This is a genomic window from Haliea sp. E1-2-M8, from assembly GCF_030649675.1.
Classification (GTDB): Bacteria; Pseudomonadota; Gammaproteobacteria; order Pseudomonadales; family Halieaceae; genus Haliea.
The window spans coordinates 56,775-72,865 of record NZ_JAUTDR010000011.1 but is presented as its reverse complement, the minus strand read 5'-3'; the positions used below and the strand labels follow the sequence as shown (position 1 = coordinate 72,865).

The following is a 16,091-nucleotide window of genomic DNA, read 5'->3' as shown; positions in this document are numbered from 1 at the left end:
GGATTGGAAAGAGATGGCACCTGCACTCAGGTGCCGGGTACCGGCAGCTGACCCTCCAGGCGCAAGTCGTAGCCCTCGGCCACCGGCCGCGCCAGCAGCGAAAGTGCTTCCTGCAACTGCGGATCCCAGTTGCCGTCATTAGAGATCAAAACCGCGATGCTATAACTCGACCGCGCCAACTGCAACTGACCCGTGGCCCGCACCGGGCCTTCCAAAGTCAGCACCTCGCCGGTCAGCTCGCCGCCGCGGGGCTGGGCAATCTCCAGTACATAGCTGCCCAACGGCAGCATGCCCCGGGGCGAGTCCCACACCGCCTGCTGCCATAGCACGCGGCCCTGCGCCTGCACTGGCAGACCATCGCGCAGGTGCAGCTGCTGCGCCTGTAGCGAGACCACACCCTGCAGGGCTACCGGGGCCAGGTGGCGTATCAGCGCCGCATCGAAGCTGGCGTCGAGGTGCTCCAGACTGATGTCATCGCGCCCGCGCAGCTGCACCTCTGCCTGCAGGCGCTGGCCGCCCCAGTGGCTCTCCACTTCGAGCCGGGGCGCCAGTGTCAACAGCGACCAGGGCTGCAGCGACCAACTGACTTCGCCCAGGTGCAGCAGGCCGACATCAGTAGCCACCAGTACCCTGCCGGCGCTGCCCCGCCAGACCGTACCCTGCAGGCCCTCAGCCGTAACCGGCGTGTTTTCCAGCAGCCGCAGCAGCAGATGGGCTGGCGCACTGATGGCCAGCAGCAGCAACAGCAACACCAGAGCCAGCACGCCGGCCAGCCAGCGGCCGCCGGTCACAGGCCCTGCCCGATCCGGATGGTGGCGTTGACGAAGCCGGCACTGCCGGCCTGGGTAATCGCCACTTCCTCCAGCAGCAAGCCCTCCCCCAGCTCCAGTTGGTGCAGCCAGGCTATCAGGTCGGCAAAGCGGGCATTTTCCAGCCGCACCTGCAGGTCGCCCCTGCTGCCGGGTTGCAGGCGATTCACCGACAGGCCAAAGCGCCCGGTGCTCTGGTTTACCAGCGCCGTCAGGTTGCTGCGCTGCTGCCCGCCGGGACCCGCCGCTGTGCGCGCCTGCTGCAATTCAGCGACCAGGGTATCGACCCGCACCAGGGCTGCGGCCGTCGCCGTGTTCTGCTCCGCCATGCGATCCCGCATCGCCGCAAGCGGTGACCACAGCAATACCCACACCAGGTACAGACCGACCACTACGGCCAGCACCAGCAGGCTCAACTGCTCGCGCCGGTCAAGGCGCGCAAACCAGGCCTGCATCAGGCGCCCCCTACCCGGATCCGGGCGCGGACGCCGTCACCCTGGGCGCTGCTGCTCTCCATTACCGCGGCCAGGCCGGCGCCCGCCAGGCCCGCACGGAGCTGCTCCACCGCCGCGAAGTCCCTGGCGACAATATTGAGCCGCATTTCACCGCCCCGCTGGCTGTAATTGATACTGACAACGCTGGTACCAGGGCGCTGGGCGATGATGCTCCCGGCCTGTTCCAGCAGGCGCACAAAGCCTCCGCCTCCGGCACCACCGCGCAGGCCATCCAGTTGCCGCCGCAGCTGGCGCTCGGCGTCCACCAGGGCGCCCTCGGGCATGGCCTGTCGGTAGCTGGACTCAATGGCCGCCCGCAGCGCCAGGTTTTCTCTGCTGAGCGCCCGGTAATCTGCCCAGGTTGCCGCCAGCTGCAGGGCAAATGCCACCCCCAGCACTGCGGCGGCGACGCGCCACTGCTGCCACCAGCGCGCCAGCGGCAGCCGGGCTGCGTAGGGGCCCTGGCGCAGATTCAACGGGTGCTCATCCTGCGCCAGCATCAGCGCGCTGCACAGATTGCCCTGGCGCCACTGCACCCGGTCCTGCAGCGACGCCGGTATCAGGGCCAGGTCGCGTTCCTGGTCGCTGCCGTAAACCACCACCACCTGCGGTGGCGCGTCTTCGGCTGCCGCCGCCAGCAGCATGGGCAGCAGTTCGGGCTCAACCGTGTAGCCCTCGCATTTGCCGCTGCGCACAATCACGGCATCGGCGGCCAACACCAGGCACCATTCACCCGGCTGCCAGGGTAGCAGCAACGGTTCCGGCAACCACTGCGGCAGGTCGGGCAGGTCCGCCAACAGGTCCTCCCAGGCCGCCATGGTCGTGTTCCGACACAGCGCGACACCGAAGGTGTTTTTGTCCAGTGGGCAGGTCGCGAAATGCAGCTGCTCGATATCCTCGGCGAGCTGCTCTTCCAGCAGGAAAGGCAGCGCCTGTTGCAGATGCTTTTTTTCCTCCGGGCTCACGGTCAACTGCAGCAGGCGTACTTCTGTGCCTGGCGCGGCAAAGCAGGCCTGCAGGCGCGAGCCTTTGAGGGTTTCCCTGAACCGGGCTACTGCTTCCGGGCTGTCGAGCAGGCGCGGCTGCTCACCGGCACCCGGTGGGTACCAGGCGAGGACGTCGTCAAGCAAGCGCACGACGGCTAGATTCTGCAAACCGTGTTCTCCGTTGTTGTCACTATTGCGAACATCCCGCAGTCCTCAATTCACAGACTGCCGGATGCGCGGGCAACTGCCCGCACCGTGCGCCCGTCGCGGTGCAGCACACTGTACAAGCGCATGTTGCGATCGGCAACTTCGACCTCCGCCGACAGCAGAAACCAGGCAGAGCTTTCCCCCAGCAGGCTGCTCACTCCCTGCATATTCTTGTCGGTGAAGACCGGATCCTCCAGCAAGTCCTCGAGGCTGACAAAACCGCCTTCACTGCGCTGGCGCTGGAACAGGGACTCACCCTCCACTTCGCCCAGAGGCAGCAGTTCGCCATCGCCATTGACTGCCCGCAACAACGGCAATGCCGCTGTGTGAACATTCAGCGGCGCGGGGGTTTGCGGCCAAACCGTCACCAGCGGCGCCAAAGCGTGGTACAACTCCGGGGTCATATTCGCCACTGCGCGCAGCTCGCTGACGCTGGCCATGGGCCGGTTGGCGCTGCGGTAGGAAGGGCTTTGACCGCTGTAAAAATCATCCTCGGCCCCGAGCGGGCGGGTGATGGTATCCGGGTCCAGCCAGTCGCCGATGGCCTGGGTTACCGCAATTGCCTCCTGCGACCCGAGCGGCACTTCCGGCAGGGCCTGCAACAAGCGGATGAAAAAGGCCTGCGCGGGCGTGAAGCGGGCGCTATCCTCCCCGCTCTCATCGACATCCGCGGTCGATGTCGCCAGCCAGTTGAGGTTAAAGCGCCCCTGCAGGTCCTGCAGGGAGCCTAGCAACCAGCCGCCCTCGTCCAGCGGATAGGGCGTTGCCTGCTGGGCCCAGATTTCGCCGAGGTCATCCCGCGGCTGCTCCCGGGACTGGTCGGCATCGTAGTCCGTTACCAGAACCAGCGTTGCCAGTTCCTCTGCACCGCGCAGGTAGGCATGGCCCTGCTCGGCCAGAAACAGGTTGGACCCGCGCTGGTAGAACAGGGTGAACTCACTTTGCATGGCGACCAGCAGGGCCGCAGACAGGCCGAACACCAGCAGGGCCACCACCAGCGCCACACCGCGCTGGGCGTCGGGGTGGCGCGGTTCAGAGAGGCGGCAGTGCATGCAGGCTCCTCAGTTCGCCGAGGTCCTCCAGTTCAATAACCAGTTCAAGGGCCGCCGGTGGCGGTAGCTCCACACCGGGCTGGCTGGTGTCCGCGACCCAGTTCTCCGGCCAGTTGCGGGTGTCCACCACTGTGCCACGGGCACCCGGGCGCAGAGAATCCGGGGAGTCGAGGAATAGCAGGCGCAGATGCGTGACCCCTTCCAGCAACAATACCCGCTGCGGTTCTGTCACCGAGGCGCGGTCCAACACCGGGTAACTCTCCCGCCACAGGCTGTCCTCCAGCCACAGGTAGTTGACGCGCTGCAGGTTGCTCCTCGGGTGCCCGGCAGAATTGTGCCAGCCGCTGCGGGTGAAACTCAGCATGAAACGTGCCGCCCGGCCGCCGATCAGCGCCGGCTCCTCCTCGCCAAACTCGTCCCGCACCGGGCGGTCGACAAAGTGCCGCAGGTCGCGGTTGAGGATCATCAGGGCGCGGTTGACCTCCCAGGTGCGCTCGGCCACAGCTCGCGTGCTTTCCACACCGCTGATCACCGTCGACAATCCGGTATAGGAAATCGCCGCCACGAAGGCGGTGATCGCCAGGGCGATCAGGACTTCCACCAGGGTAAAACCGCTACTCTTCACCCGGCACCTCCGCAGCCTGGCGCGGATCCTGAAACATGAAAGCGACCAGGGTGTACAGCGGCAGACCGCTCTCCTCCTCCCCTTCGCGCACTGCAATCTCCACCCGATAGAAGGACTGGACCTGGGTGGCACTGCTGGCAAGGCGCCAGTGCCACTGCCTTCCCGCCAGTTCTTCGACGCCGCTGTCGACACCGCTGAAGAGCCCGGACCGGGCCGCGGTCAGCAGCCGCAATTCCACCAGCTTGTTGCTGGCCACCATCTGTGCCAGGGACTTGTCGCGCAGGTAGCCGGTGCCGTCCACCTGCTGGTACAGGGCAAACATCAGGGCCGGCAGTGCCAGGGCGACCACCGCCAGCGCCACCATGACCTCCACCAGGGTGAAACCGGGCTGGCGCTGCCGCTTAGCTACGGTCAAAGTCATCAGCTACCTCGCCGCGCCGCAGCAAGGTCATTCGCCCCAGCAGGTCCCACTGCAGACGCCACAGCACCTCGCCATTGTCGCGGCGGCGCAGTTCCAACTCACCGGGAACCACCTCGCCGCTGGCGTAGAACACCACTTGCGGGGCAGCATCCGGCGGCACCGGCGCGGGCAGCAAATCGGTTGCCGTGACGTCTTCCAGCATCAGGGACAGATCCACCTCCGGCGGCAGCGTTTGCCCGGCGAAAACTTCGCTGGCCACCTGGGGCTGGCGCCAGCCCTCGGGCCGCCGCTCCCGCCAGGCGTAACCAAAGGTGGTTTCCGGACCGCGAGCGTCAAGAAACAGCAGCAGCCCCATGTCGCGACCAGACATCTGGGCCTCATCGAGGGCAAACAGGGCGATATTCTGAATCTCGCGTACCTGGGCTTCCAGCCGCAGATCCTGATTGCCCGAGCCGACATTCAAAGTGGCCAGCGAGGTGACCAGCACCACCACGAACAGCACCACCAGCAACTCCAGCAGGCTGAAGCCTTCGGGCGGCGATCCGCGGGGCGGCCTTCCGTCGGGCGGCGATCCGTCGGGCGGCGATCCGTCGGGCGGCGATCCGTCGGGCGCCCTCCCGCGAAGGGCGCCAACACCGACCAAAGCCGCCGGCAGCGGGCGGCTCACTGGCTCAGCCCTCCTCTTTCCAGTTGCCGATATCCGCATTCTGGCCCTCACCGCCAGACAGGCCGTCGGCACCCAGGGTGTAGATATCCACCTCGCTGTTCTCGCCGGGGCTCATGTACAGATAGGGACGACCCCAGGGGTCCAGCGGAACTTCCTGCAGGTAACCACCGTCCTTGAAATTCCGCGGTTGCGGATCGAGATTGCTGGGAGAGACCAGCGCGTCCAGGCCCTGCTCGGTCGTGGGATACACATAGTTGTCGAGCCGGTAGATCTTGAGCGCAGTCTCAATGGCCTTGAAATCGGCGTAGGCCTTCTGGATGCGGGCTTCATCGGCCCGGTTCAGCACTGTTGGCGCCACCACGCTGATCAGCAGCCCCATGATCACCAGCACCACCAGAATTTCAACCAGCGAGAAGCCGGCCTGTGCCGTCTTTTTCGGGATATTCATATCGCTATCGCACCATTGTGTTGAGATCAAAAATAGGCAGCAGGATGGCCATGACAATGACCAGCACCATTGCCCCCATGAAGACGACCAGCAGGGGTTCCAGCAGGCTCATCATCGTACCCAGGGTCATTTCCAGCTCGCGCTCCTGATTGGTGGCGGAGCGCTGCAGCATGGTTTCCAGCTCGCCGCTGGTTTCGCCGCTGGCCACCATATGCACCATCATCGGCGGAAAGCGGCCGTTTTCGCGCAGGGCGCGGTGCAGGCTGCTGCCTTCCTGCACCCGCTCCGCCACCCGGGCACTGTCATCCCGCAATACCAGGTTGGTCAAGACCTGGCCGGCGATATGCAAGGACTGCAGCAGGGGCACACCGCTGGCCATCAGAATGCTGAGGGTGGAGGCAAAGCGGGCGGTATCCACAGCAATGACCAGCCGGGATATCCCGGGCAGGCGCAGCAGCAGGCCGTGCCAGCGCTTGCGCCGGGCGGGCGGGCGCAGCCAGCGGCGCAGGCCGATTACCAGGGTGACCACTGCCAGCAGAACCCACAGGGCATAGTCCCGGGAAAAGTCGCTGGCGGCGATCAGGCCGCGGGTCAGCAGCGGCAGCTCGCGGTTGGTGTGGGCGAAAATCCCGATCAGCTCCGGCACCACGAAGACCATCAGCGCCACCACCACGGCGACGGCCACCCCCACCAGGATAAAGGGGTAGATCATCGCCATCTTCATTTTCTGCGCCGTGTACTGGCGCTGCTCGTTGTAGTCCGCCAGCTGCGCCAGCACCGGGCCCAGGTAGCCCGCATGCTCGCCGGCATTCACCATGGCCCGGTACATCTCGTTGAACACCAGGGGAAACTCGCCCATGGCGTAGGCCAGCGTGTGCCCCTCCGCGACCCGGGAGCGCACCTGCAACAGCAGGCCCTTGGTGCGACCCTTGCGGCTCTGCTCGGCGGCGGCCTGCAGGCATTCGTCCAACGGCAGGTTCGACTGCACCAGGGTCGCCAGCTGGCGCGTGACCAGGGCCAGTTCGGATACGCTGATCCGCGGCTGTAGAAACGAAAAGTTGAAGCGGGGTTGATTGGCCGCCTGGCGGTTGGCCACCTCCACTTCCACCGGCCGCAGCTTCTGGCTGCGCAGCTGGCTGCGCACCTGCCGTTCGGAGTCGCCCTCCAGTACCCCCTTGACCAGCTTGCCGCCAGGGTTGAGTGCCCGATATCGATACGCCGTCATCGCCCGCTACCGCTCTCAGGTGACTGCGGTGACGCGCAGTACTTCTTCGATGCTGGTGTCACCCGCCAGAATCCGGCGGCGGCCATCTTCCTGAATGCCGGGGTACAGCTTGCGCGCCTCCTGCAGCATCTGCTGTTCGCTGGCGCCTTCGTGGATCATCAGGCGCAGGGCGTCGTTGACCTCGATCAACTCATAGATGCCGGTGCGGCCGCGATAGCCGCCGTAGTTGCAGTGCTCGCAGCCCACTGCCCGGCAGATTTCCAGCCGGTCGCCCGCGTCCTGGTCGACACCCAACAGCGTCCGCTCCGACATCGGCGGTTCATAGGCCAGCTTGCAGTCCTTGCACAGCAGGCGCACCAGCCGCTGGGCCATTACACCAATCAGGCTGGACGACAGGAGAAAAGGTTCGATACCCATGTCCTGCAGCCGGGTGACTGCACCGATGGCGGTGTTGGTGTGCAGGGTAGACAGCACCAGGTGCCCGGTGAGAGAAGCCTGCACCGCAATCTCCGCCGTCTCCAGGTCGCGGATTTCGCCCACCATCACCACATCCGGATCCTGGCGCAAGATGGCGCGCAGGCCCCGGGCAAAGGTCATGTCGACCTTGGGGTTGACCTGGGTCTGGCCGACGCCGGGCAGCATGTATTCAATCGGGTCTTCGATAGTGAGGATATTGCGGGTGGTCTGGTTGATATGCGACAACCCCGCGTACAGGGTCGTGGTCTTGCCGGAGCCGGTAGGGCCGGTCACCAGAATGATGCCGTGGGGGCTGCGCAGGGCTTTTTCGTAGCTCGCCAGCACCTGTTCGTTCATCGCCAGTTGCTTCAATTCCAATTGGCCCGCCTGTTTGTCGAGCAGGCGCAGCACAACCCGCTCACCGTGCGCGGAGGGCATGGTCGACATGCGGATGTCCACTGCGTGTCCGGCGATACGCACCGAGATGCGGCCGTCCTGGGGTACGCGTTTCTCGGCGATATCGAGTCGGGCCATGACCTTGAGCCGGGACACCAGCAGCGGCGCCAGCATCCGCTTGGGGGACAGGATTTCAGCCAGTATGCCGTCGATGCGGTAACGCACGCTGAGGCGGTCCTCAAAGGTTTCTATGTGGATATCCGAGGCCTGCTCGCGCACCGCCTGGGACAGGATGGCGTTGATCAGGCGGATGATGGGGGCATCATCCTCCGCGTCCATCAGGTCGCCGGCGTCGGGAATCTCGTCAGCCAGGCGGCTCAGGTCGACGTCGGCGCTGATGTCCTCCGCCATCTGTACCGCCGCGTTGTTGTCGCGCTGGTAGGCCAGGGACAGGCGGCGCTGGAATTCGCCCTCGGACACCGCCTCGAGGGCAAAGGGGCCGCCCAGCCAGCGCCGCAACTCCAGCAATACCTGGGGGCCGGGCTCGGCGCGGTAACTGACCACAACGCCCTCCGGGCGAGCGTGCACCAGCACCCCGTACTGCTTGGCAAACCCGAACGGCAGCACCCGCAGTGGCTCAGGACTGGCCGCCGGCGATGCTGTCGCCACTACCATCAGCTGCCCCCCGCCGGGGCGGGAGTGTTCTGCGCTTCGTCCCGGATTTGCTCCAGCTGCCGGATCTCGTCTTCCCATTCCGGCAGCACCGGCACGTATTCGTCGTCCAGGAACATCAGGCCGCGCTCGCGTCGCAGCACCTGCTGATCGCGGATGAAACGGTATTTCTCCGCGGTGGCGCCGGCGAGTTGCTGGTCATCGCGGATGATGGTCGGGCGAATAAAGATCAGCAGGTTGGTCTTCACCACCGACACCGCATCGCTACGAAACAGACGGCCCAGCAGCGGAATATCGCCCAGCAGCGGCACTTTCTGGCTGCCGTCCTGGACGTCGTCCTTGATCAGGCCACCCAGCACCACCATGCGCCCATTTGCCGCCAGTACCTTGGTCTGCAGGATGCGCTCGTTGGTAATCAGATCCGAAGCATCCAGCGCCGCGGAGGTGTTGCTCAGGCTGGACACCTCCTGGGAAATATCCAGTACCACCGAATCGCCTTCGTTGATGTGTGGCGTGACTTTCAGGGTAATGCCCACGTTCTGGCGTTCAATAGTCTGGAACGGGTTCTGGGCGCCGTCGCCGGTTCCGGTGCTGGTGAAGGAGCCGGTCACAAAGGGCACGTTCTGGCCCACGGTGATGTAGGCCTCCTGATTGTCCAGGGTCAGCAGGCTGGGTGTGGACAGGATATTGGCATTGGACTGTCGATTGAGGGCATTGAGAATGACCGTCATGGACAAGTCATCGTCGACCACGCCCCAGCCCAGGGACAGGCCCGGGGACCCGGCGATGGCTCCCGCCAGGGCGCCGACATTGAAGTCGCCCGTGGTGGTACCGCCGTCACTGTCCTCGCCGCCGCCATCCTCCGGCAAGATCGCCCCGGCTATCCGGGCGGCCCGGGGGTCGTTGGGATTGATATTGCCGCCATAGAAGCCGTCGTCGTTGGCAAACAGCCACTGCAGGCCGAGATCCTGGCCGTCACGGACCTCCAGTTCGACGATGATTGCCTCTACCAGCACCTGGGCCCGGCGTATATCCAGCCGGGTAATGACCGCCTCCAGCGATGCCATTTCATCGGTGGGCGCGGTGATGATGAGGGCGTTGGTGTGCTTGTCCGCTTCGATCATGGCGCTGTTGCTGTTGCTGCGCTGTGGCCGCCCGCCCTCGGCGCCCTCACCCTGGGTGATATTCTGCATCACCCGGGTCAGGACTTCGGCGATATCTTCGGCCTTGGCATATTGCAGGTAGATCACCTTGACATTGCCACTCTGCTCCAGCGGCGTATCCAGGTAGCGAATCAGGCGCGTCATGCGGGCCCGCTCCAGTTCATCGGCGCTCACCAGGACACTGTTGGTGCGGGAGTCCGCCACCAGCAGCACCTCCACCTCGGTGCCCTGCTGGGCCTCGGACTTGTTAAGCTGCTCCAGCATGCGCACCACATCCTCGGCGACACCGTACTTGAGCTTGATAACCTCGGCCTCCTGCACCGCGGTGCGGTCCATGCGTTCAATGATCGCGGCGATTCGGTCGATGTTCGAGGCGACATCGGAAATGATGATGGCGTTGCTGGGGGCATAGGCCGCCATGTGAGCCTGCTGGGGCACCAGCGGGCGCAGCACCGGGATCAGTTTAGCCGCGGAGATATTCTTTAGCCGCATGACCTGGGTGACGTATTCGTCATTGCCCCGCTGACCCTCATCGTCGCGCACCGTCACCGGTGCCGAGCGGGCATCCTTGCTCTGGATCACCCGCACCACGCCGCCGGAGCGGACCGCGGTGTAGCCGTGGACTTCCAGAATGGAGAGGAACAGGTCGTAGAGCTCGCTGCGGGATACAGGCTTGGCCGACACCACCATGACCTTGCCCTTGACCGCGGGGTCTACCACGATCGTGGTCTCCGTGGCCTCGGCAACGAACTTGATCAGCTCCTGGATATCGGTTTCTTTTAGATTTACAGTGAATTTTTGGGCATTGTTACCGCCAGAGAATTCCTGGGCATTGGCACCACCAGAACCCAGCGCGACGAGCAAAACTAGCAGGGGGGCCCGAAGCGCCCGCGACGTGATTCTCACTGTATAACTATCCTCTGCTGAAGTGTCGTGACTCTATCACTGATCACCGGCGGCAGCACCCAGACTGACGTTGACGGCGACAGCCTCGCCGCTGCGCAGCAAATCGAATGAGGCTTCGCTGGCGGAACGCATGGCCTGGTAGAGTCGCATGGTATTGGCCGGGTCGGACAGGGGCATGCCATTGACGGCCACCACCAGGTCGCCGCTGCGGAAGCCCAGCCGTTCGAACTGCTCCCGGTCGCGGCCGGGAGTCAGGCGATAACCCTGCAACTCGCCCCCATCCCGCACCGCCGCGATCCGCACCAGCTCGGCCAGGGATTGCGGATCCTGATACAGCTGCTCACGATAGCCCCGTGCCAGCGCGGTGGCGTCGGCGTCTGCGCGCTTGTCCACCACCTGGACGGCGGCCGATGCGGGCTGTGCGGTCCGGGGGGGCACGGCTGACGCCTGGCGCGAGCCCGCCAGCTGTGCGTCCAGATCGCTGGGCTGGTGCAGCAACAGCAGCTCGTAGGTGCCGCCGTTATCCAGCACTACCTGGGAGGGCATGACCTTGGCCAGGGTCACCCGGGCGGAGACCGGCAGCGTGTCGTCCACCGAATATACATCCTGCCGACCCCGGTGCTCGATGATTGCACTGCCCGCGCCGTCGTCGTTGAAAGCGATAATACCGCGCAGCGTCAGGTCCAGGCGGGTCTCCCTGGCGCCTTTCTCAATCCCCTCCCGCTCGGTGCTCGCCGCAATGGGCTCGAGTTCGGGCTCCACGGTCATGGCCGCGCCGGGTTCGCCGAACAGGGGCCAGCCGCGCAGGGCGTCGATATCAACCGGGTCGGACGCGGTACCGCCAACACTCAGCACTGGCGGGTTGATAATGCGCCCATCAGCAGGCTGGGAAGCGGCCTGTGGGAACAGTGCCCACATCAGCTGGGCCAGTGCGGACAACAGCCAGACAGATAGCAGCACCACCAGCGCCCAACGCAATCGGCGGCTGTTGGCGGGCTCCGCCAGGGACGTCACGCCAACCTGTAGCCATTCCGGAGCCCGGGTCGCGACACTGCGGTAACTGAGCCGATCAGCGGCCAAGGCACTCTCCTGATTATGAGCGCCCGTGGGGCGCGATGCGGATGCTGGAGTGACCCGATTATAGGGTGCGCCATTAAAAGATAAAACCGTGACACTCTCGTGGCATTTATGTGACAGTCGTGTGACAGTGCCGAATCCGGGGTAAAAAAAACCGGCTCGGAAGCCGGTCTAGAGATGGAGTCTCTACAAGGGGGATTGAGGACCTGAACGGTAACAATCAAGGACAGTGCTGTATTACGAGTGCCGACCTCCATTGCCCGCACTACACTGTCTGTAGCGATTGAGACACGCCACTTTTACCGCAAGTTCCCTTGGCGGTAAAAAATATTCCGCCAGTGCCGGCCCATGGACATGGAAGCCCCACTTGTCTACGCTTGCGAGCACGCGACCCCACCCCGCAGGAGGTGCCCATGAGTCACATTTTCGAGGACAATTCCGCGACCATTGGCGGTACGCCGCTGGTCCGGATCAATCGTATCAGCACGGGCAATGTCTACGCCAAGCTGGAGAACCGCAACCCGGCCATGTCAGTGAAGTGCCGCATAGGTACCAGTATGGTACTGGCGGCCGAGCGGGACGGCAGCCTGCGTCCGGGAATGACCATTGTCGAGCCGACCAGCGGCAATACCGGCATCGCTCTCGCCTTTGTCGCTGCCGCGCGGGGTTACGGTTGCACCCTTACCATGCCGAACACCATGAGCCTGGAGCGGCGCAAGCTGATGAAGGCACTGGGGGCCGATATCGTCCTGACAGACGGCGCCAAGGGCATGCCGGCCGCGATTGACAAGGCCGAGGAAATCATCGCCTCCGAGCCGGCAAAGCACTGGGGTGCGCGGCAATTCGAGAATCCGGCCAACCCGGCTATCCACGAAACCACCACCGGCCCCGAGATCTGGCAGGATACCGACGGCCAGGTCGACATTCTGGTCGCCGGGGTAGGCACCGGGGGCACGCTTACCGGCGTGTCCCGCTATATCAAGCACACCGAGGGCAAGGCCATTTTGACCGTCGCCGTGGAACCCGCCAGCAGCACCGTGATCACGGCGGCCAAGGCCGGCGAGGAGCCCACCCACGGGCCGCACAAGATCCAGGGTATCGGTGCCGGCTTCCTGCCCCGCAATCTCGACCTGGCAATGGTCGACCGGGTGGAACAGGTAAGCAACGAGGACGCCATGGCCTGGGCGCACAAACTCATGCAGGGGGAAGGCATCCTGGCCGGGGTATCCTGCGGTGCCGCCATGGCGGTCGCCGACCGGGTGTCGCGGGAACCGGAATACGCGGGCAAGATGGTGGTGGTGGTATTGCCGGATTCCGGCGAACGCTACCTCAGTGCGCCACTGTTCGAGGGCACATTCAGCGACAACGAACTGGTGCAGTGAACGGCAGGGAGGGCGATCAGCGGCCCTCCTGCAACAGCGCCAGGCGGCGCTTGACGTCCTCCCACTCGGTATCAATGACGCTGAAGTACACCGAATCCCGGGCGAAATCCCGCTGCACCACCATGTGCTTGCGCAAAACACCCTCGCGGATCGCGCCGATGCGCTCCAGCGCGCGCTGCGAGCGCAGATTGCGGGCGTCGACCTTGAACTCCACCCGCAGGCAGTGCAGGCGCTCAAATGCGTTGGCCAGCAGCAGGGCCTTGGCCTCGGTGTTGACGCCGGTGCGCTGCCACTCCTGACCCAGCCAGGTCCAGCCTATCTCCAGGCTGCGATGCTCGGGCCGGATGTTCAGGTAACGGGTGCTGCCCACAATCTTGTTCTTGCCGTTTTCCACGATCGCCCAGGGTTGCTGGTCCCCGGCCGCCAGGGCCTCATCTATCCATTGCCGGGTGTCCGCGAGGTCGATAAAACAGCTGCGCGGCATGTACTGCCAGTCCGGGGCGTGGCGACCGCGATTGAACAGCCCCTGGGCGTGATCCCGGGACAGGGGTTCAAGGCGGATATGCGCACCGCGCAAACTGCGGGCTCCCACCTGAGGCTCTGCCGGCAGGGTCACGGCAGCACCACCGTAGATCCAGTCGTGGCGCGCCCTTCCAGCGCAACATGGGCCGCCGCGATATCGGCCAGGGCAAAGCGCTGGTTGATCTCAACCCGCAGGCTGCCCGCCTGGATGCGCTCAAACACCGCGGCCGCCGAAGCGCGCAGCTCTGCCGTGGTCGCGGTGTAGGTAATCAGGGTGGGCCGGGTGACATAGAGAGATCCGCCCGCCGCCAGCACCTGCAGGTCCAGCGGCTCCGGCTTGCCGGAGCTGTTGCCGAAGCTGACCAGCAGGCCCCGGGGTTGCAGGCTGGCGAGAGAGGCCTCGAACGTGTCGCGACCTATGCCGTCGTATACCACCGGCACTCCCACGCCGTCGGTCAACTCCCGGACCCGTGCGGCCACATCCTCCTGCCGGTAATTGATGACATGGTGATAGCCGTGGGCGCGGGCCAGCTCCGCTTTCTCCCCGGAGCCCACGGTACCGATGACGGTGACGCCGAGGCTGTGGGCCCACTGCCCGAACAGCAGGCCGACACCCCCCGCCGCCGCGTGGAACAGGCAGGTCTGGCCGGCTTGCAGGGGAAAGGTCCGCTGCAACAGGTACTCGACAGTCTGGCCCTTGAGCAGTGCCGCTGCTGCGGTTTCAAAGTCAATCTCCACGGGAACCGGCACCAGCCGCGCCGCGGGCAGGTTGAGTGCCTCGGCATAGGCACCGAACCCGGCGGAGCAATAGGCGATGCGGTCCCCGACGGCAAACTCGACCCCCTCTCCCACCGCCGCGACCACGCCAGCTCCCTCCATGCCAAGCCCGCTGGGCAGGGCAATGGGGTACAGGCCGCTGCGATGGTAGGTGTCGATGAAGTTGAGCCCAATGGCACGATTGGCCACCGTCACCATGCCCGGCCCGGGTGGACCGGGATCTACATCCACCACCTGCATGATTTCGGGACCACCCGTTGCTGTTATCCGTACCGCCTTGACCATGCCCCGCCTCCCCGGGCAAACGCCCTCGCCAGATAAGCCGCCAGTGTGCCACATCACGGGCAAGGGAGGCACGGTCGCCGCACCTCGACCACTCGCCGGCAAGAAGCCTCCGCGACCGTGTTACACTGCACCTGCCCGCGAAAACTGCCTCTCATCACTCTGGAACCCCGCCCCGTGCTTGAACAACTGGAACTCGACCACAGCCTGCAGCTCGCCCTGGCTGAGCTGGCCCACACCGAAGCCACCGCTGTCCAGGAGCAGGTCATTCCGCTGGCACTGGCCGGCAGGGACCTTCGGGTCAGTGCGCCGACGGGCAGCGGCAAGACCCTGGCTTACCTGCTGCCGGTGGTGCAGCAACTGTTGACCAGGCCACTGCCCCCCAAGGCCGGAACCCTGGCCCTGGTACTGGTGCCGACCCGGGAGCTGGCGCGCCAGGTGCTGAAGGAGTGCCGTCAACTGCTGGGGAAAAGCACCCTGCGTGCCGACGCGCTAACCGGCGGCGCCGATTTCAAGTACCAGAAATCGCTGCTGCGCAAGAATCCGGAAGTGATCATCGCCACCCCCGGGCGTCTGCTCGAACACTGTGAACGCAAAAGCGCCGACCTCGGTGGCCTGCGGATCCTGGTGCTGGACGAGGCGGACCGCATGCTGGAGATGGGCTTCCGCGAGGATGTGTTGAAAATCGCCAGCTACAGCTCCGCCGACCGCCAGACCCTGATGCTCTCCGCCACCCTGCATGCGCGCGGCCTCGGCGAGATCAGCGCCAGCCTGCAGCATGAACCGGAATCGGTGAACTGCGGCGAAATCCGCGCCGCGCACAAGGACATCTTTCACCAGCGCATCCTCGCCGACAGCCAGGAGCACAAGGACAAACTGCTGCTGGCCCTGCTGGCCGACAGCCGGGGCCGCAAGCAGCTGATATTCGCCAACAAGCGCACCACCGCCGCTCGTCTGGCCGGACTGTTGCAGCATCACGGCGTGCGCGCTGCGTGCCTGCACGGAGAGATGAGTACCGAGGAGCGCAAGGTGGTAGTCAGCCGCTTCACCCAGGGTGTCATCGACATTGTCACGGCGAGTGATCTGGCGGCTCGCGGCCTCGATATCGAAGGTATCGACACGGTTATCAACTACGACCTGCCCTTCAGCGGCGATGACTACCTGCACCGGACGGGACGCACCGGCCGGGCCGGCAGCCAGGGCCTGGCGATTTCCCTGGTAACGGCGGCGGACTGGAACCTGATGATCAGCATCCAACGCTACCTGAACCTGGAAATGGAGGCCCGCGCCCTGCCGGGATTGAAGGCGCGTTACTCGGGCCCGAAGAAAATGAAATCCTCGGGCAAGGCTGCCGGCCACAAAAAGAAGACCGGCAAGGTAACCGAGGAGAAGAAAAAGGACCGCTTGCGGGACCGGAAGGCCAAGGGCAAGCCCCGGGGCAAGGCCACCCCGAAACCGGCCAACGACGGGTTCGCGCCGCTGAAGAAGCGGCGCGAACCCGAGGGCTGAGAGCCTTCGAGCGCG

General features: G+C 65.0%; 16 protein-coding genes. 2 read left to right on the top strand and 14 right to left on the bottom strand.

The annotated features are described in order from the left end of the window. Positions 1-26 precede the first annotated feature (26 nt). From Q6D67_RS10910 to gspC, 12 genes are read right to left on the bottom strand one after another with little or no spacing between them, the layout of a single operon-like run. Positions 27-791: a type II secretion system protein N gene (locus tag Q6D67_RS10910; RefSeq protein WP_304705644.1), complete on the bottom strand. Its 765-nt coding sequence runs from the start codon at positions 789-791 to the stop codon at positions 27-29. Then, entirely contained in the window at positions 788-1,264 is a 477-nt protein-coding gene (gene gspM, locus Q6D67_RS10905) for a type II secretion system protein GspM (protein ID WP_304705643.1), read from the bottom strand. Before gspM ends, Q6D67_RS10910 begins: the two co-directional genes overlap by 4 nt. After that, a complete protein-coding gene (gene gspL, locus Q6D67_RS10900) occupies positions 1,264-2,457 on the bottom strand; it encodes a type II secretion system protein GspL (RefSeq protein ID WP_304705642.1) in 1,194 nt (397 codons plus the stop codon). Before gspL ends, gspM begins: the two co-directional genes overlap by 1 nt. A gap of 50 nt (positions 2,458-2,507) precedes the next feature. Beyond that, positions 2,508-3,548 (bottom strand): type II secretion system minor pseudopilin GspK, encoded by a 1,041-nt coding sequence (gene gspK / locus Q6D67_RS10895; RefSeq protein WP_304705641.1) that lies wholly within the window; start codon positions 3,546-3,548, stop codon positions 2,508-2,510. Next, positions 3,529-4,173 (bottom strand): type II secretion system minor pseudopilin GspJ, encoded by a 645-nt coding sequence (gene gspJ, locus Q6D67_RS10890; protein ID WP_304705640.1) that lies wholly within the window; start codon positions 4,171-4,173, stop codon positions 3,529-3,531. The genes gspK and gspJ overlap by 20 nt, the downstream gene beginning before the upstream one ends. Further along, positions 4,163-4,594, bottom strand: coding sequence for a type II secretion system minor pseudopilin GspI (gene gspI, locus Q6D67_RS10885; RefSeq protein ID WP_304705639.1), 432 nt, complete (start codon positions 4,592-4,594; stop codon positions 4,163-4,165). Before gspI ends, gspJ begins: the two co-directional genes overlap by 11 nt. Then, positions 4,575-5,261, bottom strand: a complete 687-nt coding sequence (locus Q6D67_RS10880) for a GspH/FimT family pseudopilin (protein WP_304705638.1) — start codon at positions 5,259-5,261, stop codon at positions 4,575-4,577. The genes gspI and Q6D67_RS10880 overlap by 20 nt, the downstream gene beginning before the upstream one ends. Before the next feature lie 4 nt (positions 5,262-5,265). Beyond that, positions 5,266-5,709: a type II secretion system major pseudopilin GspG gene (gene gspG, locus Q6D67_RS10875; RefSeq protein ID WP_304705637.1), complete on the bottom strand. Its 444-nt coding sequence runs from the start codon at positions 5,707-5,709 to the stop codon at positions 5,266-5,268. A gap of 4 nt (positions 5,710-5,713) precedes the next feature. Continuing rightward, the gene (gene gspF / locus Q6D67_RS10870) at positions 5,714-6,934 is read right to left on the bottom strand and encodes a type II secretion system inner membrane protein GspF (RefSeq protein ID WP_304705636.1); all 1,221 of its coding nucleotides are present in this window, start codon (positions 6,932-6,934) and stop codon (positions 5,714-5,716) included. Between the two features lie 15 nt (positions 6,935-6,949). Next, positions 6,950-8,461 carry a type II secretion system ATPase GspE gene (gene gspE / locus Q6D67_RS10865; RefSeq protein ID WP_304705635.1) on the bottom strand — a complete coding sequence of 504 codons (1,512 nt, stop codon included), beginning with the start codon at positions 8,459-8,461 and terminating at the stop codon, positions 6,950-6,952. After that, positions 8,461-10,527, bottom strand: a complete 2,067-nt coding sequence (gene gspD, locus Q6D67_RS10860) for a type II secretion system secretin GspD (RefSeq protein WP_304705634.1) — start codon at positions 10,525-10,527, stop codon at positions 8,461-8,463. The genes gspE and gspD overlap by 1 nt, the downstream gene beginning before the upstream one ends. 36 nt (positions 10,528-10,563) lie before the next feature. Continuing rightward, on the bottom strand, positions 10,564-11,607 hold the full coding sequence (gene gspC / locus Q6D67_RS10855; RefSeq protein ID WP_304705633.1) for a type II secretion system protein GspC: 1,044 nt from the start codon (positions 11,605-11,607) through the stop codon (positions 10,564-10,566). A gap of 410 nt (positions 11,608-12,017) precedes the next feature. Here gspC and cysK point away from each other — a divergent pair, with 410 nt between their 5' ends. Then, positions 12,018-12,986, top strand: a complete 969-nt coding sequence (cysK, locus tag Q6D67_RS10850; RefSeq protein WP_304705632.1) for a cysteine synthase A — start codon at positions 12,018-12,020, stop codon at positions 12,984-12,986. 16 nt (positions 12,987-13,002) lie between these two features. On the opposite strand, the gene Q6D67_RS10845 is transcribed toward cysK, so the two are convergent. Then, on the bottom strand, positions 13,003-13,602 hold the full coding sequence (locus tag Q6D67_RS10845; RefSeq protein WP_304705631.1) for a GNAT family N-acetyltransferase: 600 nt from the start codon (positions 13,600-13,602) through the stop codon (positions 13,003-13,005). Then, positions 13,599-14,570: a quinone oxidoreductase gene (locus tag Q6D67_RS10840; RefSeq protein ID WP_304705630.1), complete on the bottom strand. Its 972-nt coding sequence runs from the start codon at positions 14,568-14,570 to the stop codon at positions 13,599-13,601. The genes Q6D67_RS10845 and Q6D67_RS10840 overlap by 4 nt, the downstream gene beginning before the upstream one ends. A gap of 174 nt (positions 14,571-14,744) precedes the next feature. Between Q6D67_RS10840 and Q6D67_RS10835 the strand changes: the two genes are divergently transcribed. After that, entirely contained in the window at positions 14,745-16,076 is a 1,332-nt protein-coding gene (locus Q6D67_RS10835) for a DEAD/DEAH box helicase (RefSeq protein WP_304705629.1), read from the top strand. The last annotated feature ends 15 nt before the right edge of the window (positions 16,077-16,091 follow it).